We start from the raw sequence: 22,469 nt of genomic DNA, 5'->3' as shown, positions 1-22,469 counted from the left end.
GCGGGGCCCGCCGCTGACGCGACAGGCCCCGCCTGGTTCGATCGATCCGGGCTACTCCGCCGCGAGCGGACCGTGATCGTGGTCGTGCACGAGGTCGGGGTCGAGTCCGCCGGCGTTGCCGCCGATGGTGCCCTCGGGTCCGGCGGCCTCGGGCAGGTTCAGGCCGCCCGGAACGTTGACACCGGGCACGCCGTTCACCGACTCGGTCGAGTACGAGTACGCGAGCACCGCGAGCGCGACCGCGTCGGCGTTCACGTCGAGCGCGTGCAGGTTCGCGTTGCCGATCGTGTCACAGGCACGGTGGTAGCACTGGTCGTACGACTCGTCGGCGACGCCGCCCCAGATCAGTTGCTGCTCCTCGGTCTTCACGACCTCGGCGCCCGTGAACAGGCCGCCCGCGGGGATGCCCACGCGGATGAACGCGTCGTAGTCGCTGCGCCCGCTGAACTGCGCATCGTCGTACGGCTCGCCCACGCTCGTGTAGTACCGCTCGAACAGGTCCTCGATCTGGATGGAGCCGTCGGGGATCGGGACGCCCGTCGGCGCCGTCCACCCGGACTCGTCGCCGTCGTACACCATGAAGATGTAGTTCGGCGAGGCCACCATGTCGAAGTTGAGGTACAGCGCGATGCGGTCCCGCTCGTCCTGGCTGAGCTCGGCGACGTACTCCTCGGAGCCGATCAGCCCGGCCTCCTCGGCGCCCCACCACGCGAGGCGGATGGTGTTCTGCGGCTCGAGCTTCGAGATGCTCTGCGCGAGCTCGAGCAGCGCGGCCGAGCCGCTGCCGTTGTCGTTGATGCCCGGGCCGGCCTGCACCGAGTCGAGGTGTGCGCCCGCCATCACGACGTTGTCGTCGTTCACGCCGGTCTTCTCGGCGATCACGTTCTTCTGCGGACGCGACTCGGGCTCCGGCACGAAGACGTTCGCCGTCGAGCCGGGCTCCGCGAGCGCCACACCCTGGGGGTAGCTCGCACCGACGACCGGGATGCCGACGACGTTCGATCCGCCCAGCGTGCCGACGATGAGGTCCTGCCGGTCGGCCGTGTCGGCGTCGCCCTGGTTGAAGATGACCACGCCGACGGCGCCCGCCGCCTCGGCGTTCAGCGCCTTGATGGAGAAGTTGCAGCCGCCGCGCTGGATGAGGGCGATGTCGCCCGCCGGGAAGCCGGTGAAGTCGGTCGCCTGGCAGCCGCTCGTGCTCGTGTTGCCGAGGCCGAGCTGGAGGTCGACCGGCGTCACCGCGGCCGTGACGTCGCCGGGGCCGCTGCCCGTGTAGGGCCCCGTCGGATACTGGGCGTGGACCGGCGTCAGCTGCGTCAGCGTCGACGGCCCGACGTACGTGAAGTCGAACTCGTCGATCGAGACGCTCCAGCCGGCCGCTTCGAGCGTGTCGACGACGTAGTCGACGCTCGCCTCGTAGCCCGACGTGCCGGCGGCGCGGGTGTCGCCGTTCGCGTCGGCGATCGCCTGGAAGGCCTCGAGGTGCTCCAGCGCGCCCTCGGCGCTCACGCATTCGAGCAGCCTGTCGACCGTGTTGTTGTTGCGCATCTCGCATGCCGCCGGAGCCGGGGCGGCGAGCGCGGTCCCGGTCGGCACGAGCGCGAGCCCGGCGACGACCGCGGTAGCGACCCCCACCGTTCTCGCGCGCTTGGAAAGTGTGGCAGATGACATCATCGTCTTCCCCTCTCCGGGCACCCCGGTCGGGTGCCGCAATTGGCTGGAAGTCTAGGGCGGTCCCGCACCCGGTGAACAGGTCTTCGGCAGAACTCGGCCCCGTTCCGCACCGATCGAGCGCGGGGCACCGGCGCCGGTGGCTAGACTCGCCGTGATGGGCACGATTTCGGTCATCGTTCCGAGCTACAACGATGCGGGATACCTCGCCGCCTGCCTCGATGCGCTCGCCCAGCAGTCGCGGCCCGCCGACGAGGTCATCGTGGTCGACAACGCCTCGACGGATGCCACGGCCGACGTCGCACTCGCCGCCGGTGCCCGACTCGTCTCCGAACCGCTGCGCGGCATCTGGCCGGCGACCGCGGCCGGCTTCGACGCGGCGACGGGCGACGTGCTCGCCCGCCTCGACGCCGACTCCGTACCGGGGCCGGGCTGGCTCGCCGAGGTCGAGCACCGGATGTCGCGAGCCGACCTCCCGACGGTCGTCACCGGCTCCGGCGTCTTCTACGGGGGCAACGCGCTCATCCGATGGATCGCGCGGAACATCTACATCGGCGGGTACTTCCGGGTGATCGGCCCGCTGCTCGGGCATCCCCCGGTCTTCGGCTCGAACTACGCCATGCGTCGCGACGCGTGGCTGGAGCTGCGCGAGCTCGTGCACCGCGACCGCGGCGACGTGCACGACGACCTCGACCTCTCCTGGTGGATCCAGCCCGGCATGACGGTGGTGCGCGACGACCTCATGATCGTCGGGGTGTCGGCGCGACCCTTCGACAGCATCGAGGGGCTCTGGCGGCGGGTTCGGATCGCGTTCCACACGCTCGCCATCGAGTTCCGCGCGTGGTCGCCGCTCGAGCGCCGCGCGGCGCATCGACGCACGCACGAGCACTGGGGCGCGGCCGACGAGGTCGACGAGCTCGACGACGGCGAGGAGCCGGTGCCGGCCTGACCGGCCCGCGGCATCCCTCGGATCTCCGCGAGGTCAGGGCGTGAGGTCGGTCTCGGCGAAGAGCGCCGCCATGTCGCGCACGAGCTGGTGCGGAGCCGTCTCGCACGGACTGTGCCCGGTCGGGTAGACCACGAAGCGGGCACCGATCTCGGCCGCGTACCTGGCGTGCAGTTCCCTCGGCCACAGGTCGTGCTCGCCGACCGCGACGAGTTTCGGGACCGCGGACGCGTTGACGGCCGCCCGCACGTCGGGGGTGCGCATCATCAGCGCGATGATGTCGTCGACGCTCTCGCGGCGGGTGAGCGCGAACCGTTCGCGCACGAACGCGTGCCGGCCGGGCGGCACCCGGTTGAGGTTGTTGCGGATGCCCCACAGCATGAGCGCGGCGGCCCGCCGCGCGCTGGTGATGCCGCTGATCGGCCCGATGCGCTTGATGCCGCGGAACGCCTGCCCGGGCTCGGGCGGTGCGCTCAGCAGCGTAAGGCTCGCGAACCGGTCGGGTCGCTCGAGGAGCGCCAGCTGGGCCAGGGTGCCGGCGAAGCTGTAGCCGAGCACGTGGGCCGGGCCCGCCGCATCGTCGAGCACGGCGAGGAGGTCGTCGAGGAACAGTCGTTCGTCGTAGTTCGCGCGAGGCGGGGTGAGATTCCACGGCCCGGCGTCGGCGGACTCGTACTGGCCCGCGAGGTCGAAGGACTCGACGCGGTATCCGGATGCCGCGAAGAGCGGCATCATCAGCACGAAGTCCTCCTTCGAGCCGGTGGCCCCCGGCACCAGCAGCACCCGGGGTCCCGCAACGGGACCGAGCGCCACCCGGGCGAGCGGGCCGCTCGGAGCCTCGAAGCGCGAGATCTCGGTGCCGCGCGGGAACGCGCGCCAGTCGAGGTCGGGGATCGCCGCGTCGAGCGCGCGCGCCTCATCGGCCTCGGACGCCGCCTCGGGCGTGCCGCGGCGACGGAAGGATCCCAGTGCCCCACCGAATGCGACCACGCCTTCACGATACCGGCACACAGCCGCCGCACAGGCAACCCCGGCGAGCGGTCGAGTGGGCACGCGTAGGGTGGACGGATGGCTACCGTTGCACTGACCCTGGACGACTTCGAGCAGACCATCCTCGACGGCGGAACCGTCTTCGTGGACTTCTGGGCCGGCTGGTGCGGCCCGTGCCTCCAGTTCGCCCCGAACTACGAGGCGGCCGCTGAGGCAAATCCCGACCTCGTGTTCGCGAAGGTCGACACCGAGGACCAGCAGCAGTTGGCCGCGGCGATGAACATCACCTCGATCCCGACGCTCATGGCCTTCAAGGACGGCATCGGCGTCTTCGCGCAGGCGGGAGCACTGCCCCGCGCCATGCTCGACGACCTCATCTCGCAGGTGCGCGCCCTCGACATGGACCGGGTGCGCGCCGAGCTCGCGCGCCAGGAGACCGAGCAGGCCGTCGCGTCGAGCGAGGCCACCGAGGCCTGAACGCGCGGAGCGTCCGGAACGAGCGGATGCCGCGAGCCGCGGTCACCCGTCGCGGCCGGCGTCCGCGAGCCCTTCGAGCCCGCTGAGGTCGAGTTCGACCCCGAAGGGGCGCGCGGCGCCCGTGACGAGTGCGGGGACGCGAACGTAGCGGCCGTGCTCGCGGAGGTCGTCGAGCAGCTCGGTCCACCGGTCGGCGGACGCAGGGCCGAGGAACCCCGCGTGCCGGGGTCGGTCGCCGCCGACCAGCTGCACGCCGACACGGTATCGGCGGGAGAGCCAGCGGCTCGCTCGCGGCACGAGCACGGCGTGCTGCTCGGCGCCGCCGGCGAGCCGCGCCAGCTCGATGGCGGACTGGTGGCGCTGTGCGTCGTCGACGGGCACGACCGTGCGCACGTCGCGCTCACGGCGAGCGGCGTCGACGACGTCGAGCCCGTCGAGCGTCGAGAGATCGCCCCACCGGTCGGGGTTCTCACGTCGCGTCGATCGCACGAGCGCGGCGATCAGCCAGGCGAGCGCGGCGACGATGAGTGCGATGAGCCCCCAGAACAGCACCGGCGGGGCGTCGGGCCGCACGACGCCCGTGAGCACCAACAGCACCAGCAGCACGAGGTACGGGAGTGGCTCCCAGCTGAGGAGGGGCTTCGAGCGGGGCGCGGGCATGGAGTTCAGGCTAGCCGCTGCGCCACCTCGTCGAGCACTGATTCGTCGCCGGCGTAGAGGCCGTGTTCGCGCGGCCAGTGCGAGACGACGTCGGTGTAGCCCAGCTCGGCGGCACGCCCGATCGCGTCGTCGAACGCGCCGACGCTCGCGAGGCTGTACCGCCCCTCGCCGTCGAGCGAGAGCGTGCGGTCGATGGTCGACGGATCGCGGCCCGCGTCGGCGCACGCGTCGTCGAGGCGGCGGATGAGCTCGCCCGCCCGGCGCCACCACGCCTCGGGGTCGTCCGCGGCGCCGGCCGTGGTGACCCAGCCGTCGGCGATGCGCACCGCGAGGGCGAGCGCCTTCGGCCCGTCGGCGGCGAGGTGCAGCGGCATCCGCGGATGCTGCGACGGCGCGCCGACCATCCGCGCGCCGTCGGCGGTGTACCAGCGACCCTCGAACGAGATGCCGTCGGAACCCGGCGGCTCGAAGCGGAGCAGCACGTCGAGGGCCTCCGCGAACTCGGCGAAGCGTTCGAAGCGCTGCCGAGGGGTGAGTTCGGGCTGGCCGAGCACGAACGCGTCGAACCCGGTGCCCCCTGAGCCGACGCCGAGGAGCATCCGGCCGCCGGAGATCTGGTCGACGGTGGCGATGTCCTTCGCGAACGGCACCGGATGCCGGTAGTTCGGGGAAGCGACGAACGTGCCGAGGCGGATACGCGTCGTCACGGTCGCCGCGGCCGTGAGCGTCGGCACGGTGGCATGCCAGCGCTCGCCCGCGAGCCCCCGCCACGCGAGGTGGTCGTAGGTCCACGCGTGGTCGAAGCCGTACTCCTCGGCGGCACGCCAACGGCGCCCCGCCTCGGGCCAGTCGTATTGCGGGAGGATGACGATGCCGACGCGCATGGGCCGAGTCTAGGGCGCGACGCGGGACCGCTCGGGGTCCCGTCGGGTCGCCGCAGAGACCGGGACGAGGTCGACGTCGAGCGCGATCGCCGCGGGATCGGGCGCCCGCCGTTCGAACCGCACGAGCACGATGCCGCCGAGGATGAGCGGTCCTCCGATGGCCTGCACGGGGCCGATCGCCTCGCCGAGGAGCGCCCACGCCACGACGGCGGCGAAGATCACCTCGGAGAGGCCGAGGAACGAGGAGAGCCGGGTGCCGAGCATGCGGATCGCCTGGATGCCGGCGACGTAGGCGAAGGCGGTCGAGAAGGCGGCGACCATCAGCACGGGCACCCACCACGGCGCAGTGCCGCCGAGGAAGTCGACCTCGACGAACGCGACCTCGAACGGCACGAGGCCCACGAGCGCGGCGATGCCGAGCACCACGGCACCGATGAGGAGTCCGGAGGCAGCCAGTGCGATGGGCGGCACGCCGAGGTCGTCGCGTTCGCCGATCACGTAGTAGACGGCGACGCCGAGCATCGCGACGCCCGCCATCGCGACGCCGAAGGGGTCGAGCGCGCCGCCGGCGGGGTCGACCACCAGCACGAGGCCGGCGATCGCCACCACGGAGCCCGCCAGCACGACGACCTGGGGCACGTGCCTCGTGCGCACCCACGCGAACAGCACGAGCGCGACGGGAGCGAGGTACTCGATGAGCAGGGCCGTGCTCACGGGAATGCGGGCGATCGCGGTGTAGAACACGAGCTGGACGCCGGCGACCGCAATGACCGCGTAGACGAGCACGGTCCACTTCGCGCGCCAGAGCGGACGCAGGTCGAACTTCAGCGCGACGAGTCCGGGAACGGCCAGCAACAGGGCGGCGACGCTCACGCGGAACAGCACGGCGGCGCCGGGTGACCAGCCCGCCTCGAACAGCGGCTTGACGATGGCGCCGCCCGCGCCGAACGCCAGACCCGCCGCCAGGCCCAGCGCGATGCCGAAGATGCCGCGCGTACCGCCCATGTGTTCGCCCCTGTCATGCCTGAAACTGGTTATGCTCGTGACAGTACTCGCATCGAGTGTCAGGAGTCAAATGATTTTCACCCATGACACGGAGGCGGCCCTGGGGTTCGTCGCCGCGCTCGCGGACACCGCGCCCGGGGCATCCGATTCGGGCGACGACGAGCTCGGCGACCCGGGGCAGCTCGCCCACCTGCTCGACGTGTGGAGGTACTCGGGACGCCGCGACGGCGACGAGCGCGAACTCGCCGAGGTGCGCGACGCGCGCAGTCGCCTGCGGACGCTGTGGCTCCTCGACCGCGATGACGCGGCCGACGCCGTCAACGAGCTGCTCGCCGAGGCGCACGCACTCCCCCGGCTCGTGCGCCACGACGGCATCGACTGGCACATCCATGCGACCGAGCCCGATGCGCCGCTCGCCCGGCGCATCCTCGTCGAGGCCGCGATGGCCCTCGTCGACGTCATCCGATACGACCAGATGGACCGGTTGCGCGAGTGCGACGCCGACGACTGCGAAGGCATCTTCGTCGACCTGTCGAAGAACTCGTCGCGCCGGTTCTGCAGCACGCGCTGCGGCAACCGGATGGCGGTGCGGGCGTACCGGGCGCGCACCGCGTGACGCGTGCGACCGGCCTAGCTCCGCTGTCCGGCGTGCTCGCCCTCGGCGATCTCCTCGATGGCCGTGTCGATGAACGCGGGCAGGTCGGCTGGGCGCCGGCTCGTCACGAGGCCCTGGTCGACGACGACCCGCTCGTCGCTCCAGTTCGCCCCCGCGTTCACGAGGTCGGTCTTCAGGCTCGGATACGACGTGAGGCTGCGCCCACGCACCACGCCCGCCTCGATGAGGAGCCACGGGGCGTGGCAGATCGCGGCGACGGGCTTGTGCTGCTCGAAGAACGCGCGCACGAACGCGACCGCGTGCACGTCCATGCGCAGGTGATCGGCGTTCACGACCCCGCCGGGCAGCACCAGGGCGTCGAAGTCCGACGCATCGGCGGTCGCCACGTCGAGGTCGACGTCGAACGTGTCGGCCTTGTCGGTGTGATGGAAGCCGAGCACGGTGCCCTCGATGGGCGAGACGAGCACGACCTCCGCCCCCGCCTCCCTCACGGCGTCCCATGGCTCGGTGAACTCGACCTGCTCGAAGCCGTCGGTCATGAGGAAGGCGACCTTCCGGCCGGCGAGTCGGGCTGCCATGTCGGATCTCCTCTCGTCTGCCGACTACGCTACGGAGACGCTCCCCGGACCGCTACGGGGTTGACAACGTCGGGCGCGGGATCACCCGCCTGGCGTTCACGATCGCCAGCGCGGCGAGGAGCAGCACGAGCACGACGTCGGCGGCGATGTAGAGGTAGTGGAACGGCGACTGCCCGGGCTCGGCGCCCGCGATCACGAGGTCGGTGCGGGCGTTCAGCGGCGGCCGGATCACGAGGATCTCGACCAGCAGCACGACCCACACCCCGCCGAGGAGCCACGCCGACAGGCGTCCGGGTCGCGGGCGGATGACGCTCGCGATGGTGAGCACCGCGGCGATGGCGACGCCGAGGATGTTGAGCGCCGTGAACACGAGCCGGCCGATGCCGAGGCCGAGCGGAATCGTGATGCCGGGCGCCGTGAACTTCAGCGGCGCCTCGATGAACGAGATCGCGATCACCGCGCCGAGCCAGAATGCGGGCAGGATGACGCGCAACGCGAGGGCGAGCCGGGACATGCCTCCACCGTAGGCGCGGAGGCGGGGCATCCGCGAATCGCCCGGGGCTGCGGCGGCGGCGGCATCCGGTCGTGACATGACGAAGGCCCCTGCCGGGGGCAGGGGCCTTCGCAAGAAGATCGCGGTGTCAGCGAGAGCCGCGCGGACTGTGCGCTTAGCGACGCAGACCGAGACGCTCGATGAGCGAGCGGTAGCGGTTGATGTCGACGTCGGCGAGGTAGCCGAGCAGACGACGACGCTGACCGACGAGGAGCAGCAGGCCACGACGCGAGTGGTGGTCGTGCTTGTGCTCCTTCAGGTGCTCGGTGAGGTCCTTGATCCGCTTCGTGAGGAGCGCGATCTGGACCTCGGGGGATCCAGTGTCACCGGGGTGCGTCGCGTACTCTTCGATGATCGCCTTCTTGACGTCTGCTTCGAGTGCCATAGATGGGATCCCCTTTCTCTCGTTGCGCGCTGCCCGGGGCCGTGTGCCTGGGCTCTCTTGATGCGCGGCCGATTTCACGGCAACCTCAATACTCTAGCAGAGCGGATGCCGCGACGGCGCCTGTCGCTCGCCCGCCCCACGGCGATAGTGTCGGACCTGCGGCTCGACCAGCCGCGCCATCAGCACGACACCACAACGACGTCGAGGAGTGCACACATGAAACGACGAATCATCCCCCTCGCGGCCATCGCGGCCGCGGCGCTCATGGTCCCGCTCAGCGCGACCGCCGCACAGGCGGCCGGCACCGAGGGCGAGCTCGTGGACATCTGCGAGGAGCTCTACGCAGACACGTTCGGAACACCGAACGCCGAGCCGCTCGGCGCCTGCCAGTGGGACATGGCGCTCATCGGCGCCGGCACCGAGAGCTTCGCCAACGCCTCGGGCGAGGGGGTGAGCGTCGGAGTCATCGACAGCGGGGTCGACCTCACCCACCCCGACATCGAGCCGAACCTCGACCTCGACCGCTCCTGCTCGTTCATCTTCGATGACACGCCCACCGCGAATCCGGCCGAGATCGCGAACGGCGACTGCTCGAACAAGGGCGCGATCGACGACCTGAGCGGTCACGGCACCCACGTCGCGTCGACGATCGCCGCGCCCGTGAACGGGGTCGGCATCGCGGGCATCGCCCCCGAGGCGACCATCGTCGCGCTCAAGGCGTGCACCGAGGGCGGATACTGCTTCGCCGACTCGGTCGCCGCCGCACTCCGCTACGCGGGCGACCAAGGGCTCGACGTGGTCAACCTGAGCCTGTTCGCCGACCCGTACCTCTACTACTGCAAGAGCGACGCCGAACAGCGGGCCATCCTCGCGGAGATCGAGTCCGCGGCCCGGTATGCCACCCAGCGCGGCGTGCTCATCGTCGCCTCGGCGGGCAACGAGAGCGCCGACCTGCAGCACCCCGGCGAGGACGCCATCAGCCCCGATTGGCCTCCCGGCTCCGAGGAGACCCGCGACGTCGGCAACGAGTGCCGCGTCGCGCCCGCTGAGCTGCCCGGCGCACTCACCGTCTCCTCGGTGGGCCCCGTCGGCATCGACGGCTACGACCTGTGGATCGCCGACTACTCGTCGGTCGGCATGTCGCGCGTGGACGTGACCGCGCCCGGCGGCGACTACTTCCGCGCGACCGGAACCGTGCAGGACGCCGTGCTCGGCGCCCTGCCGATGGACAGCGAGATCTGGGCCGGGTACGACCCGCTCAGCGCCTTCTACCCGGGCATGACCGTGATCAGCGGCGGTGCGGGCTACGGGTACCTGAACGGCACGTCGATGTCGTCGCCGCACGCCGCGGGCGTGGCGGCGCTCGTCGTCGACCGCCACCCCGGCTGGTCGCCCGGCGCCGTGAAGGCGGCCGTGATGCGCACGGCCACACCGCTCGCCTGCCCGGCGGACTGGCAACCGCTCAACGCCGGCGACGAGCGCGAGCGCTGCTACGGCGACGAGGGACGCAACTCGTTCTTCGGCACCGGCATCGTCGACGCGCTCGCGGTGTCGATGGGCTGAGCCGGCCTCGATGAGCGGATGCCCCGGCCGATTCGACCGGGGCATCCGTCGCGTCGGGTGACATCGCCCGGGCACCTCGGCAGACTGGCGCCATGGGATTCACGATGAAGCGCGTCTACGAACCCGCCGAGGCATCCGACGGCTACCGGGTGCTGGTCGACCGACTCTGGCCGCGCGGGGTGCGCAAGGAACGTGCCGAACTCGACGAGTGGGCGAAGGACGTCGCGCCCTCCCCCGACCTGCGCACCGAATGGCACCATCACCGCGAGCGCTTCGAGGAGTTCGCGGCGCGCTACCGCGAGGAACTCGACGCGAATCCGGCAGCGGAGGCACTCCTCGGGCTCGGCGCGGACCACGACCGCGTGACCCTGCTGTTCGGCGCCCGCGACGAGCACGTCAACCACGCGGCGGTGCTGCTCGAGTGGCTCGGCGAGCACGGGGCGGCCGTCGAGGCGTGACCTTGCGGTCGTGTCGCCCGTCGGGCCGGTATTACACCCACGACCGGGGCTTTCGCAGCACGACTCAATGTCAGAGGGTCCTGCTTGAATGGACCCATGCCAGCCACCCCCGACGCCACGCCGCACGCGGCGCTCGAGCGTGAACTGGCGGCGATCACCGCGCACGAGCGCGCCATCCGGCGGCTCCACGCCGAGCAGTACCGCCGCATCCAGCGGGCGCGTGAACTTGCGGCCGTGGCCGAGGGCGTCACGCCCACGAGCACCTCGAGCGAGCGCGACATGGCCACCCGCTCGTTCGTCGCCGAGCTCGCCACCACCCTCGGTCAGCACGAGGCATCCGCGTCGCGCCTGGTCGCAGAGGCTGCACGTCTCACCGGGCCGCGCAGCGCGACCCTCGACGCACTCGAGGCGGGCGCACTGGCGGTCACGCAGGTGCGATCGGTGCTCGAACTCACGCAGGGTGTGCCGGCCGAGGTCGCCGACGCCGTCGAACGGGTCGCCCTCGATGCGGCATCCGACGCGACCGCCCTCGGCATCGTGTCGACGAACGCCGACCTCCGTCGCCGCATGCGCCGGGTGCGCGAGCGGATGCATCCAGAGCCTCTGGCCGATCGGCATGCTCGCGCGGTCGCCGAGCGACGCGTCTGCGTCGATCCCGCGCCCGACGGCATGGCCTGGTTCGGGCTCTACGTCGAGGCCGAGCGAGCGGTCGCCATCGACGCCCGCCTCACGGTGCTGGCCGCACGCGAGGCATCCGGCGACACCCGCACGACCGCGCAGCGGGCCGCCGACCTCGCCGCCGACCTGTTGCTCGGCGGGGTGCTCGCCGACGACGACCGCACGCGTCGGGGTGCAGCGGGCTCGACCGGAGCGGTACGGCCGTGCATCAACGTGACCGTGCCGATGCTGACGCTGCTCGGCCTCGACGACGAACCCGCCGAACTCGAGGGCTACGGCCCGATCGACCCACACACGGCCCTGCGGCTCACAGCGCACGCACCCTCGATGCGTCGCATCCTCGTGCACCCCGAGATCGGCACCGCCCTCAGCTACGGTCGCGAGCACTACCGCGCACCCGCCGACCTCGACGGCTTCGTGCGCGTGCGCGACGGGCGGTGCCGCTTTCCGGGATGCTCCCGCCGCGCCGAGTACGCCGATCTCGACCACACCGTGGCGCGCGGCCACGGCGGCGAGACCGCCGATACGAACCTCGCGGCCTTGTGTCGACACCACCATCGCCTCAAGCACGAGAGCGGCTGGCGCGTCGTGCAAGAGGGCGGCGGGGTCATGCGGTGGACCTCGCCTGCCGGGCACGTGCTGCGAACCCTGCCCGAGCGGCCGTTCATGCCGGTGGGCGCGGGTGAAGGGGTGAGTCCGCCGATCACGCGTTCGGAGTCGTTCATCGACGACCCGCCGATTCCGCCCGACCCGCTCGACTCGTTCGAAGATGAGTGGCAGTCGTTGCTCGAGCGGTACGACCCGGTGCGGTTCTGAGCGCCTGACCGACCAGGGCTCGGCCAGGCGCGGGGCGAACCGTCCCCCTCAGCCGCGCACGCGCTTCGCCAGCTCCGCGGCCGCCGTCGCGGCGAGGTCGCCGCGCGCCTCCCACCGATCGGCAGCGTCGCCGAGATATCCCGCGCGCGCGACCCGCAGCGCCTCGGCGGCCGCGGCCGCGGCAGCGACAGTGCCCGCACCCTCCCCCGCCTCACCGAGCCGCTCGATCGCCCACTCGGCCGCGACATCCTTCGCGACGAACTCACCCGTCTCGAGCGTCACCCACATGCGGGCGAGCGTGAGCAGCACGTTGCGCTCGTCGCCGACGAGGTCGTCGAGCAGCGCGGGCAGCGACGCGAGGATGCCGCGGCGCACGTCGGCGGCCGGCACGGGCTCGAGCACGTCCGCGAGCCGCCGGCCGCGCAGCCGCCGATGGGCGCCCAGCGCCTGCGCCAGCAGCAGGGCGAGATCGGGATCGTCGTTCGCCGACGGGATCGCGCCGCCGGCGAACTCGTCACGCAGCCACTCGCCGTACTGCAGTTGCCGACGAGGCGGGAAGCGCCACGGCACGACCTCGTCGAGTGCGACCACCGTGAGCTCCACCGGCCGGCCGGGCACGATCGTCGCTCGTCGCCCCGAGATCGGCAGCAGGCCGTCGACGATCACCCGGGCGTCACCCGCCGCGAGCGCGGTCGGCACCACGACGAGCAGGTCGAGGTCGCTGTCGCGGCGCAGTCCGCCGGCCGCCGCCGATCCGTACAGCACGGTCGAGACGACGCGATCGCCGAGCACCCGGTCGACCACGTCGAGCACCCGGTCGAGCTGTACGGCGTCGGCGTACGAGGCATCCTCGGCTCGCGGCATCCGCTCGCCCTCGCTCACACCGGCACGAGCGGGAAGATCGCCGGCCACCCGTTGTGGGCGTACACGATCACCGCGAACACGATGGCATCGAAGAGCAGGTGCACCACGAGCACGTACGTGAGCGACTTCGTGAGCTTGAACGTGTAGCCCTGGATGAGGGCGAACGGGATCGTGAGCAGCGGCCCCCACGACTGGTAGCCGAGTTCCCAGAGGAACGAGACGAACACGACGGCCTGCAGCACGTTCGCCTGCCAGGTCGGGAAGTGCCGCCGCAGCAGCGCGAACACGGTGCAGATGAAGAACAGCTCGTCCCAGGTGCCGACGGCGTTGACGCCGACGAACAGGCGTGCGATCTCGTCGGGCGCGGTCACGGTCGGCCAGTTGTTGTAGACGCCCGAGGTGATGAAGTAGAACGGCAGGATGAGCCATCCGGCCGCGATGACGCCGATGAGATAGAGCCACTGCGTGCGCGTCCACCGGCGACCCGTGCGCCACGGGAAGCGGATGACGCGGTCGCCGTAGACGTAGCGCGAGATGAGGTAGGGCACCGCGACGGCGGATCCGAGCACCACCGCGAAGCGCGCCATGCTCGGGTAGCTGATGTCGGCGCGCAGCGAGATCGTCGAGATGATGACCTGCCCGAGTGCGATGAGGGCGAGGTCGGCGAGCAGGCGGCTGGTGCGGCCCGAGCGATCGGTGAGCCAGGCGGCGACCAGTCCCGCCGCGAGCATGGCGTAGCCCGGGATCAGCTGTATGAAGCCGAACAGCAGCACGGCCGCGCCGCACACCAGCACGGCCGGAACGAGGCCGATCGGGTGGGTTCGCACCTCGGACGGTGCGGCGAGCGTGGCGGACACCCCTTCAGCTTCCCATGGCTGTCGGCGGATCATGCCACGATCGGTGCATGACGCGGATGCCCCGGCCCTCACTCCATCCGTCGCAACACGCGGCGATCGTGCCGCCCTACATGCTGGCCCGCATCGCGACGTGCGAAGACCCGCGATTCGGCCTGGCCGCAGACGCCGCTCGGCGCTCGCTCGTGCGCGACTGGTCGATGCTCGAGTGGCGCATCGCCGGTGAGCCGCCGTCGTTCGTCATCCACGACCACGCCGCGCGCGACGAGCGGCCGGCCGCAGCCCCCGGCAGGGGTCCGCAACCCGATCGGCGCATCTTCGACGCCGAGGGCGACGACAAGCTGCCCGGCCGCCTGGTGCGTCGCGAGGGCCAGCCCGACACGGGCGATCGGGCCGTCGACGAGGCCTACGACGGCCTCGGCGACACCTTCGAGATGTTCGCGCGCGTGTTCGCCCGCGACTCCATCGACGACGCGGGCATGCCCCTCGAGGCGACCGTGCACTTCGGCGACCGCTACGACAACGCCTTCTGGGACGGCGAGCGCATGGTGTTCGGCGACGGCGACGGCGAGATCTTCCGCGGGTTCACGAGCTCGCTCAGCGTCGTGGGCCACGAGCTCGCGCACGGCGTCACCGAGCGCACCGCGAAGCTCCGCTACCAGGGGCAGTCGGGCGCCCTCAACGAGCACGTCTCCGACGTGTTCGGCGCGCTCGTCGAGCAGTACTCCATGGGGCAGGACGCCGAGTCCGCCACGTGGCTCATCGGCGAGGGCGTCTTCACCGACGCCGTCGAGGGCCGCGCCATCCGCTCCATGATCGAGCCCGGCACCGCCTACGACGACGACGTGCTCGGCCGCGACCCGCAGCCCGCCCACATGGACCGCTACATCGACACCGTCGAGGACAACGGCGGTGTGCACCTGAACTCGGGCATCCCGAATCGCGCGTTCGCGCTCGCCGCCATCGAGCTCGGCGGGTTCGCCTGGGAGCACGCGGGCCGGGTCTGGTACGACGTGCTCACCTCGGGGCGGCTTCAGCCCACGAGCGACTTCCGGGCGTTCGCGCGCGAGATCGTGCGCGCCGCGAACGAGCGGTACGGCAGCACCTCGCGTGAGGCGCGAGCCATCGCGGCCGGCTGGGCGGAGGTCGGCCTCGGCGTGCCGCCGGTGCCGTAGCGGATCGTCGGCCGATGCGCGACCCCCGGCGCCGTGCACACGCACCGGAGTACCATCGCGACATGGACGTCATCGTGTCGCGCAGCGGCGGCCTGGCGGGGCTCCGACTCGTCTGGCATGTCCACGTCGATCAGCAGCCCGATCGCGACGACTGGTACCTGCTCATCCGGCAGGTGCCGTGGGAGCAGGTCCCGCCCGTGCCGCCCGAGCCCGACCGGTACGTCTACCGCATCCGCTGCGAGCCGCACGAGGCGACCCTCGCCGAACGCCAGCTCACCGGTCCGTGGCGACGTCTCGTCGACCGGGTGCAGGAGACGGCGGAGCCCGAACGGGCGCGATCGACGAACGGGTCCGACCGGCGTTTCCCGCCGCCTGGTCACGACGCCTGACGGGCTGCGTTCAACTCTCGACGTCCTCGTGCAGTTCGCCGCGCACGATCGAGTCGCCCGAATGCGCGGGCTCCCCGTCCAGCGGCTCGGCGGAGACATCCACGATCGGGTACTCGCCGAGGTCGATGCCACTCGGAACCGTGAACCGACCGGATGCCCCGTCGAGGAGTCCGAGGCTCACGAGCCCCGAGGCATCCGACCGGATCAGCCACACCTCGCGCACGGCGCCCGACGGCACCGGCGAGTCCACGTCGACGACGATGGACCGGGCGCCGTCGGCATCCTCCTCGACGAGGGCCTCGCCGCTGGCCTCCCAGCCGGGGAACGGCTCGAGCGCCGCGCGGGCGAGCACCGTCTGCGACGGCGGCGGCGCCGTCTGCGCGATGCCGAAGCCGATGCCGACGCCCGCGAGGACCCCGACGACCGCCGCGGCGAGCGCGAACGTCCACCACCTGGCAGGAGACGAGCGCTTGGGGGCGGGTGGGGACGGCGCTTCCGTGAGCGGATCCGCCCTGAGTGCGGGGTCGAGTCCGAGCTCGGCGTGGATGCCGGCCCACACCGACGGCGACGGCAGCTCCTCGCCCTGGTCGGACGCGCCGCCGCGGCCGAGGGCCGCGGTGCGGGCGAACGCCTCGTACTCGGCGAGGCACGAGGCGCACTCGTCGAGGTGGTCTCGCGCGGCCGCGTCGGGCTCGTGCCCCTCGAGGGCGAGCACGGCGAGTTCGTCAGGCTCGATGTGCCCCATCGTCCACCTCCCATCGCGTGCGCATGCGCATCAGGCTACGTCGAATATGGCTCTTCACGGTGCCGACCGGCAGGTCGAGCGTCTCGGCGATCTCGGTGTGGCTCAGCTGGTCGAAGAACGCCAGGCGCATGACCCGCTGCGGCACGGGTTCGAGCCGCTCGAGCTCCTCGGCGACCATCGCCCGCTCGGCGAGGTCGTCGTCCTGCACAGGCGGCGACGCGACGGCCTCGGCGGCGAGCGAGTCGCCCAGCCGGCGCTGGCGGGCGCGCGCCTCGTGCGCGTCGGCGATGCGATGCCGGGTGATCCCCACGAGCCACGCACCGAGCGCCGAACGAGCCGGATCGAACCCCGCACGCCCGCGCCAGGCCGAGATGAACACCTGCTGCGCGACATCCTCGGCATCGGTCCGGTCGCCGAGCGATCGCAGCGCCAGGCGGAACACGAGAGCACCCCAGCGGGCATATGCGTCCCGCAACGCCCGGTCGTCGCCGGCGCGGAACCCTGCGACGAGGGCGTCGTCGTCGGCCGGTGCGGTGTCTGCAGCGCTCACGTCCAGCCAGCCACCCCCTCGTCGACCGTCGATCCATCCCCCGGGAACCGGCACGGCCGGCATCGACCGGGCGGGTTCCATCGCTTCGATCAGCATAACCATCGACCCGTCACCCGAGCGGCACCGCGGTCACGATGACGTTGGCGAGGTATCGCCGGGCGTCGTAGTCGAACTCGCCACCGCAGGTGACCAGCGTCAGGCGGGGACTGCCGTCGCGGGCGAACGCGCCCGACCAGTCGACCGACTCCTTCGGCACGATCGCCGTGGACTCGAGCGTGTACGCGTGCACCACTCCGTCGGCCGTGGTCACCTCGACCCGGGTGCCCGCCGGGGCGTCCGCGAGTCGGGCGAACGGCCCGATGTCGTACACGAGCGAGTCGACGTGCGCGGCGATCACGGTCGAGCCGGTCGCACTGCCGGGCGCGGATCCGAAGCGGTACCACGCGGCGATCGCCGGATTCGCCGGCAAGCCCATCCGACCCTGGTCGTCGAGCCCGACGGCCTCGACGGGAACATCGATGCCGAGCTCGGCGACCACGAGCCGCACCGGCGCGGGCGCAGACACCGGCGGCCGGTCGGCGAGGGCGGCCGAGGATCGAGGAATGTCGGGCAGGGCGACCGGCGGCTGTTGAGCGGACGAGGTGACGGATGCCGCGGCCGACGGCGAGGTGGCCGGACCCCCAGGTCCGGCGCACCCGGCCGTCGCCAGGACGACGGCGAGGGCCGCGATGGAGCCCCCCATGACCCCCACCGAGACCCTCGCCCGCGTCATCGCGATCAGCGCTCCGCACCCGCCGCGGCCCGGCGACGTGCCGCAGCCCAGATGAGCCCGACGGCCGCCAGCAGCGAGCCGCCGATCACCGCGGCCCAGACGCCGGCCCCCGAGTCGGGCCCGTTCGTCGCGACGAGACCCGCGGAGCCCGCGGGGACGCCGTCGGGGCTGGAGTTCATGCCCGCGACGGTGACGGTCTGCACGGCGAGGGCGAGGTTCTCGGCCTCGAGGCTGCCCCACGCGTACACGATGGTGTTGGCGCCCTCGGCGACCTCGACATCGGCCGGGCCGAGCACCGGCTCGGTCGTGCCGGTCGCGGCGACCGCCGCCGAGACGGTGCCGGCCGCGAGGTCGAGCTTCGCCTCCTCGGGGTTGGCCAGCGCGGTGATCACCGGGCTCCCGCCCGCGAGCACGTCGACGGCCGGCGCCGCGGCGACGTGGCGCACCGTCAGCCGGCCCTCGCCCGCCGCAAGCTGCGTCGTGTCGTTCGTGAAGAGGGTCGCGGTGGGATCGCCCGCCTCGTTCAGGTGGGCGACGGCGGTGTAGTTCACGCCCGCCTCGAGCGGCAGGTCGATGGGCCCGATCGCGGGCGACGAGGCATCCGCGGCATCCGCCGCCGTGATGGCGACCGTGTACGTGCCGGCCGGGAGCTCGAGCGGCCCCGCGAGATCACCCGGCGCGAAGTCGTCGAGCGTGAGCTCGTCGTTCACGTAGACGTCGACGGTGAGGTCGGGAACGCCGTGCAGCACCGAGAGCATGGCGGCATCGGTCTCTGCGGCGTTCGCGGGTGCGGCGCCCGCGAGCGCGACGAGTGCGCCGGCTCCCAGGGCGGCGAGCATGGTCTTCTTCATGGTTTCCTCCAGATCCGGCCCACGTGGGGCGGTGAATTGCCTTCACCACCTGTTTCCGGAGAATCCATGCAAACGGATGCATCGCATCCGAACTTTTTTCAGCCCACGGGTTCGAGCCGCACGATCACGGCCTTCGAGACCGGCGTGTTGCTGCCGATCGCCGTGCTCGAGATCGACACCAGCACGTTCGCCTCGGGGAAGTACGCCGCCGCGCATCCCCGTGCCGTGGGGTACGCGACGATCCGTTGGTTCGGCAGCGCCCGGTCGGGTTCACCCGGCCACTCGCTGATCACGTCGACCCGGTCGCCGTCGGCGAGGCCGAGCTCGGTGAGGTCGTCGGGGTTCACGAACACGACGTCGCGGCCCTTCTTGATGCCGCGATACCGGTCGTTGAGGCTGTACACCGTCGTGTTGAACTGGTCGTGCGAACGGAGCGTCTGCAGGATCAGGCGCCCGGGAGGGCACTCGATGCCGTCGAGCGCGTTGGTGCTGAACTGCGCCTTGCCCGTGGCGGTGTTCCAGGTGCGCGAGTCGCGCGGCCCGTTGGGCAGCACGAATCCGTCGCGGCGGCGCACGTCCTCGTTGAACCGCTCGAACCCGGGCACGACCCGGCTGATGTGGTCGCGGATCACGTCGTAATCGCGCTCCATGCCCGACCAGTCGATGTCGGTGGCGTCGCCGAGCGTCGCACGCGCGATGCCCGCCACGATGGCGACCTCGCTGCGCACCTCGTCGGAGATCGGCGCGATGCTGCCGTGCGAGGCGTGCACGGCGCAGACGCTGTCCTCGACCGAGACGAACTGCGGGCCGGTCTCCTGCAGGTCGACCTCGGTTCGACCGAGCGCCGGGAGGATGAGCGCCTCCTCGCCCGTGACCACGTGCGAGCGGTTGAGCTTCGTGGAGATCTGCACGGTGAGCTTCGCCCCGCGCATGGCCGCCTCGGCCGCGGCGGTGTCGGAGATGGCACCGACGAAGTTGCCGCCGAGCGCGATGAAGACCTTGACCTTGCCGTCGCGCATGGCGTGCAGGGTGTCGACCGCGTCGAGCCCGTGCCGGCGCGGCGGCTCGAACGAGAACTCGCGTGCCAGCGCGTCCATGAATTCGTCGGGCATCTTCTCCCAGATGCCCATCGTGCGGTCGCCCTGCACGTTCGAATGCCCGCGGATGGGCGACGCACCGGCGCCCGGCTTGCCGATGTTGCCGCGCAGCAGCAGCAGGTTCACGATCTCCTTGATCGTGTCGACCGCGCGGCGCTGCTGGGTGAGGCCCATCGCCCAGGTGATGATGACCCGGTCGGCGGCGATGTAGCGGGCGGCGAGGTCGTCGAGTTCCTCGCTGGTCAGGCCGGTCGCCCTGAGCACCTCCGCCTCGTCGAGGTCGGCGAGCCCCTCGGCGAACGACTCGTACCCCGCGGTGTGCTCGGCGAGGAAGGCGTGATCGAGCACCGTTCCGGGCGCGGCCGCCTCGGCGTCGAGCACGCGCTTCGACACCGCCTGCAGCATGGCCAGGTCGCCGCCGGACCGGATCTGGAGGTGCCGATCGGCGATCGCCGTGCCCCGGCCGATCACGCCGCGCACCTTCTGCGGGTTCTTGTAGCGGATCAGCCCGGCCTCGGGGAGCGGGTTCACGGCGACGATCTGTCCGCCGTTGCGCTTCGTCTCCTCGAGCGCGGTGAGCATGCGCGGATGGTTCGTGCCGGGGTTCTGGCCCATCACGATCACGAGGTCGGCCTTGCCGAAGTCGTCGTACGCGATCGTCGACTTGCCGACGCCGATGACCTCGCCCAACGCCGTGCCGGTGGACTCATGGCACATGTTCGAGCAGTCGGGCAGGTTGTTCGTGCCGTAGGCGCGCACGAACAACTGGTACAGGAACGCGGTCTCGTTGGCGGTGCGACCGCTCGTGTAGAACGCCGCCTCGTCGGGCGAGTCCAACTCGCGCAACCGTTCGCCGATGAGCTCGAAGGCGCGGTCCCAGCCGATCGGCTGGTAGTGGTCGGAGCCCGCCGGCTTGTACATCGGCTCGACGAGACGCCCCTGCTGGCCGAGCCAGTACTCCGTGGCATCCTGCAGTGACGACACCGGATGCTCCGCCCAGAACGAGCTCGGCACCTTCAGCGGCGTGGCCTCCCAGGTGACCGCCTTCGCGCCGTTCTCGCAGAACTCGAAGGCGCTGCGGTGGCTCGGATCGGGCCACGCGCAGCTCATGCAGTCGAAGCCGTCCTTCTGGTTGAGGTCGAGGAGCAGCCGCGCGGCGCGCACCGGTCCCATGCTTCGGATCGACGCGTCCAGCGTGCGGATGACCGCCTCCGCCCCGGCGGCCTCGTGCTTCGGGTGCCCGACTTCGAGGTCGGGGTACTCGGCGTGTTCGGGAATCGGGCGGGTCATGCGCGCACCTCCAACGTGGCGTCGGCGGATGTCAACCGCTCATCTCCGGCATAGACGACGAGGGACGCCCCGCGCACGAAGCCCGCGAGCGTCAGGCCGACCTCGTTCGCGAGGTCGACGGCGAGCGACGACGGGGCCGACACCGCGGCGAGTGCGGGAATGCCGGCCATCGACGCCTTCTGCGCGAGCTCGAAGCCCGCCCGGCCCGAGACGACGAGCACGGTGCCGCGGAGCGGCAGGAGATCCTGCTGCAGGGCCCAGCCCACGACCTTGTCGACGGCGTTGTGGCGGCCGACGTCCTCGCGGACCACCAGGATCTCGTCGCGCTCGACGTCGACGAGGGCGGCCGCGTGCAGGCCGCCCGTGCGCTCGAACACCGCCTGGGCGTCGCGCATGCGGTCGGGGAGCCCCGCGAGCCACGCCGGATCGAGGCGCACCGGGTCGCCGGCGACCTCGTACGACGACCTGGACCGTACCGCGTCGATCGAGTCCTTGCCGCAGAGCCCGCAGGCGCTCGTCATGGTGAGCGCATGCTGCGCGGTCGCGGCGGGCGGCGCGACGCCGGGAGCGAGCGCCACGTCGACCACGTTGTACTCGCCGGAGCCCTCGAACGGATCGCCGGCGCAGTGACGGGCGCCGAACACGTCGTCGCGCCGGCGCAGCACCCCCTCCGAGACCAGGAGGCCCAGCGCGAGTTCGATGTCGTGCCCGGGCGTGCGCATCGTGACCGCGAGCGCCGTTCCGCCGACCCGGACCTCGAGCGGCTCCTCGACCGTCAGTTCGTCCTCGCGCCGCGAGGTGCGCTCGCCGAGCGTGTACCGGGCGACGCGGCGACGTGCCGTGATGCGTGACATGGGATCACCGTTCCCTTCGAAGCGAGCGCAGCACGCCGACGGCGATGAGCCCCTGCGCCGCGAGGTAGGTCGACATGACGACGAGGTCGTGCAGGGCGAAGTCGTAGCCCGGCAGGAATCGACCGAGGCCGAGCACCGAGTCTGACACGACGAACAACGCGCCGCCGACGGCGACGAGCCGGCCGTGCCAGGCGGCGGTCACCGCCATGGCCGCGAGCACGAGGCCGTAGAGCGCCACCGGCACGAGGAGCGCCCCGGTGTGCGGCCCGAGGAGCGCGAGGAACACCGGGTACCAGGCGAGGTAGACGAGCGTCCAGGCCGGCGGGAATCGCCCCGTTCGAGGCATCCGGAGGAACAGCGCGATGTAGACGACGTGCGCGCCGAGGAAGGATCCGAGGCCGGCGATGAATGCGAGCGTGCCGGGGAAGGAGAGGGCCACGTCGCCAGCCCAGGAAAGCGCGATGGCCAGCACGAGCAGTCGAACGGTCGCACCGGTCGCACCGGTCAGGGGCCGGGCGACGATCACGACTGCCAGCGCGAGCAGCGGCATGAGCAGGGCCTTGCTCGCCGTGACCGCCCAACCCGGCCCGGTGGCGAGGATGACGAGGTGCGCCGCCGCGGCGATGAGGTACGGCGCGAACGCCGCGAGCATCGCTCGGGTGGGGGTGCTGCGCGTGGGCGCGATCGTCTCGGTCACGTCGTCGTGCCTCTCTCGATAGGTATTTCGATGCTAACCCCTGGGAGAGGC

General features: G+C 71.7%; 25 protein-coding genes. 8 read left to right on the top strand and 17 right to left on the bottom strand.

Features of this window, described 5'->3' with window-relative positions; genetic code table 11:
* Positions 1-51 precede the first annotated feature (51 nt).
* Positions 52-1,635: a M28 family peptidase gene (locus tag EZM51_RS13650; RefSeq protein ID WP_248305656.1), complete on the bottom strand. Its 1,584-nt coding sequence runs from the start codon at positions 1,633-1,635 to the stop codon at positions 52-54.
* A gap of 193 nt (positions 1,636-1,828) precedes the next feature.
* Here EZM51_RS13650 and EZM51_RS13645 point away from each other — a divergent pair, with 193 nt between their 5' ends.
* The gene (locus tag EZM51_RS13645) at positions 1,829-2,620 is read left to right on the top strand and encodes a glycosyltransferase family 2 protein (protein ID WP_136708805.1); all 792 of its coding nucleotides are present in this window, start codon (positions 1,829-1,831) and stop codon (positions 2,618-2,620) included.
* Positions 2,621-2,653: 33 nt separating this feature from the next.
* On the opposite strand, the gene EZM51_RS13640 is transcribed toward EZM51_RS13645, so the two are convergent.
* Positions 2,654-3,511 (bottom strand): alpha/beta hydrolase, encoded by an 858-nt coding sequence (locus EZM51_RS13640; protein ID WP_248305660.1) that lies wholly within the window; start codon positions 3,509-3,511, stop codon positions 2,654-2,656.
* Positions 3,512-3,685: 174 nt separating this feature from the next.
* On the opposite strand from EZM51_RS13640, the gene EZM51_RS13635 reads away from it, so the two are divergent.
* Positions 3,686-4,084, top strand: a complete 399-nt coding sequence (locus EZM51_RS13635; protein WP_136708804.1) for a thioredoxin family protein — start codon at positions 3,686-3,688, stop codon at positions 4,082-4,084.
* Positions 4,085-4,126: 42 nt separating this feature from the next.
* Here the strand turns inward: EZM51_RS13635 and EZM51_RS13630 are convergent, their stop codons facing one another.
* Genes EZM51_RS13630 through EZM51_RS13620 form a run of 3 tightly spaced genes read right to left on the bottom strand, consistent with a single transcriptional unit; the run spans position 4,127 to position 6,633 of the window.
* Positions 4,127-4,744 (bottom strand): hypothetical protein, encoded by a 618-nt coding sequence (locus EZM51_RS13630; RefSeq protein WP_136708803.1) that lies wholly within the window; start codon positions 4,742-4,744, stop codon positions 4,127-4,129.
* Between the two features lie 5 nt (positions 4,745-4,749).
* Positions 4,750-5,628, bottom strand: coding sequence for an LLM class flavin-dependent oxidoreductase (locus tag EZM51_RS13625; RefSeq protein ID WP_136708802.1), 879 nt, complete (start codon positions 5,626-5,628; stop codon positions 4,750-4,752).
* A 9-nt stretch (positions 5,629-5,637) separates the two neighbouring features.
* Positions 5,638-6,633 (bottom strand): EamA family transporter, encoded by a 996-nt coding sequence (locus EZM51_RS13620; protein ID WP_136708801.1) that lies wholly within the window; start codon positions 6,631-6,633, stop codon positions 5,638-5,640.
* A 70-nt stretch (positions 6,634-6,703) separates the two neighbouring features.
* Between EZM51_RS13620 and EZM51_RS13615 the strand changes: the two genes are divergently transcribed.
* Entirely contained in the window at positions 6,704-7,249 is a 546-nt protein-coding gene (locus EZM51_RS13615; RefSeq protein ID WP_136708800.1) for a CGNR zinc finger domain-containing protein, read from the top strand.
* 14 nt (positions 7,250-7,263) lie between these two features.
* Here EZM51_RS13615 and EZM51_RS13610 read toward each other — a convergent pair whose 3' ends face one another.
* The 3 genes from EZM51_RS13610 to rpsO form a co-directional block, all read right to left on the bottom strand.
* Positions 7,264-7,827 (bottom strand): type 1 glutamine amidotransferase domain-containing protein, encoded by a 564-nt coding sequence (locus EZM51_RS13610; RefSeq protein WP_136708799.1) that lies wholly within the window; start codon positions 7,825-7,827, stop codon positions 7,264-7,266.
* Between the two features lie 52 nt (positions 7,828-7,879).
* A complete protein-coding gene (locus EZM51_RS13605) occupies positions 7,880-8,341 on the bottom strand; it encodes a hypothetical protein (protein WP_136708798.1) in 462 nt (153 codons plus the stop codon).
* 154 nt (positions 8,342-8,495) lie between these two features.
* Positions 8,496-8,765, bottom strand: coding sequence for a 30S ribosomal protein S15 (gene rpsO, locus EZM51_RS13600; RefSeq protein WP_130351110.1), 270 nt, complete (start codon positions 8,763-8,765; stop codon positions 8,496-8,498).
* Between the two features lie 216 nt (positions 8,766-8,981).
* On the opposite strand from rpsO, the gene EZM51_RS13595 reads away from it, so the two are divergent.
* From EZM51_RS13595 to EZM51_RS13585, 3 genes are all read left to right on the top strand, one after another.
* The gene (locus tag EZM51_RS13595) at positions 8,982-10,328 is read left to right on the top strand and encodes a S8 family serine peptidase (RefSeq protein WP_169053909.1); all 1,347 of its coding nucleotides are present in this window, start codon (positions 8,982-8,984) and stop codon (positions 10,326-10,328) included.
* A 92-nt stretch (positions 10,329-10,420) separates the two neighbouring features.
* Positions 10,421-10,786 carry a DUF488 family protein gene (locus tag EZM51_RS13590; protein ID WP_136708796.1) on the top strand — a complete coding sequence of 122 codons (366 nt, stop codon included), beginning with the start codon at positions 10,421-10,423 and terminating at the stop codon, positions 10,784-10,786.
* Between the two features lie 96 nt (positions 10,787-10,882).
* Positions 10,883-12,280, top strand: a complete 1,398-nt coding sequence (locus tag EZM51_RS13585; RefSeq protein ID WP_136708795.1) for an HNH endonuclease signature motif containing protein — start codon at positions 10,883-10,885, stop codon at positions 12,278-12,280.
* A gap of 48 nt (positions 12,281-12,328) precedes the next feature.
* On the opposite strand, the gene EZM51_RS13580 is transcribed toward EZM51_RS13585, so the two are convergent.
* Together EZM51_RS13580 and EZM51_RS13575 are read right to left on the bottom strand one after the other, a co-directional pair.
* Positions 12,329-13,144, bottom strand: coding sequence for an aminoglycoside adenylyltransferase family protein (locus EZM51_RS13580; protein WP_136708794.1), 816 nt, complete (start codon positions 13,142-13,144; stop codon positions 12,329-12,331).
* 14 nt (positions 13,145-13,158) lie between these two features.
* Positions 13,159-14,001: a CPBP family intramembrane glutamic endopeptidase gene (locus EZM51_RS13575; RefSeq protein WP_136708793.1), complete on the bottom strand. Its 843-nt coding sequence runs from the start codon at positions 13,999-14,001 to the stop codon at positions 13,159-13,161.
* Between the two features lie 47 nt (positions 14,002-14,048).
* Here EZM51_RS13575 and EZM51_RS13570 point away from each other — a divergent pair, with 47 nt between their 5' ends.
* Together EZM51_RS13570 and EZM51_RS13565 are read left to right on the top strand one after the other, a co-directional pair.
* Positions 14,049-15,173, top strand: a complete 1,125-nt coding sequence (locus tag EZM51_RS13570; protein ID WP_248305655.1) for a M4 family metallopeptidase — start codon at positions 14,049-14,051, stop codon at positions 15,171-15,173.
* Positions 15,174-15,235: 62 nt separating this feature from the next.
* Positions 15,236-15,562 carry a protealysin inhibitor emfourin gene (locus EZM51_RS13565; RefSeq protein ID WP_136708792.1) on the top strand — a complete coding sequence of 109 codons (327 nt, stop codon included), beginning with the start codon at positions 15,236-15,238 and terminating at the stop codon, positions 15,560-15,562.
* Positions 15,563-15,572: 10 nt separating this feature from the next.
* Here the strand turns inward: EZM51_RS13565 and EZM51_RS13560 are convergent, their stop codons facing one another.
* From EZM51_RS13560 to EZM51_RS13530, 7 genes are all read right to left on the bottom strand, one after another.
* On the bottom strand, positions 15,573-16,307 hold the full coding sequence (locus EZM51_RS13560; protein WP_136708791.1) for an anti-sigma factor: 735 nt from the start codon (positions 16,305-16,307) through the stop codon (positions 15,573-15,575).
* On the bottom strand, positions 16,288-16,857 hold the full coding sequence (locus EZM51_RS13555) for a sigma-70 family RNA polymerase sigma factor (RefSeq protein ID WP_248305654.1): 570 nt from the start codon (positions 16,855-16,857) through the stop codon (positions 16,288-16,290). The genes EZM51_RS13560 and EZM51_RS13555 overlap by 20 nt, the downstream gene beginning before the upstream one ends.
* A gap of 109 nt (positions 16,858-16,966) precedes the next feature.
* On the bottom strand, positions 16,967-17,599 hold the full coding sequence (locus tag EZM51_RS13550; RefSeq protein WP_169053908.1) for a class F sortase: 633 nt from the start codon (positions 17,597-17,599) through the stop codon (positions 16,967-16,969).
* A 35-nt stretch (positions 17,600-17,634) separates the two neighbouring features.
* Positions 17,635-18,480: a DUF4397 domain-containing protein gene (locus EZM51_RS13545; RefSeq protein ID WP_136708789.1), complete on the bottom strand. Its 846-nt coding sequence runs from the start codon at positions 18,478-18,480 to the stop codon at positions 17,635-17,637.
* Between the two features lie 98 nt (positions 18,481-18,578).
* A complete protein-coding gene (locus EZM51_RS13540; RefSeq protein ID WP_136708788.1) occupies positions 18,579-20,867 on the bottom strand; it encodes an FdhF/YdeP family oxidoreductase in 2,289 nt (762 codons plus the stop codon).
* Positions 20,864-21,721 (bottom strand): formate dehydrogenase accessory sulfurtransferase FdhD, encoded by an 858-nt coding sequence (fdhD, locus tag EZM51_RS13535; RefSeq protein ID WP_136708787.1) that lies wholly within the window; start codon positions 21,719-21,721, stop codon positions 20,864-20,866. Before fdhD ends, EZM51_RS13540 begins: the two co-directional genes overlap by 4 nt.
* 4 nt (positions 21,722-21,725) lie before the next feature.
* A complete protein-coding gene (locus EZM51_RS13530; protein WP_136708786.1) occupies positions 21,726-22,418 on the bottom strand; it encodes a lysoplasmalogenase in 693 nt (230 codons plus the stop codon).
* Positions 22,419-22,469 lie beyond the last annotated feature (51 nt).

Source organism: Agromyces sp. H66, from assembly GCF_004959775.1.
Taxonomy (GTDB): domain Bacteria; phylum Actinomycetota; class Actinomycetes; order Actinomycetales; family Microbacteriaceae; genus Agromyces.
This window is presented reverse-complemented; position numbering and strand designations above follow the sequence as displayed.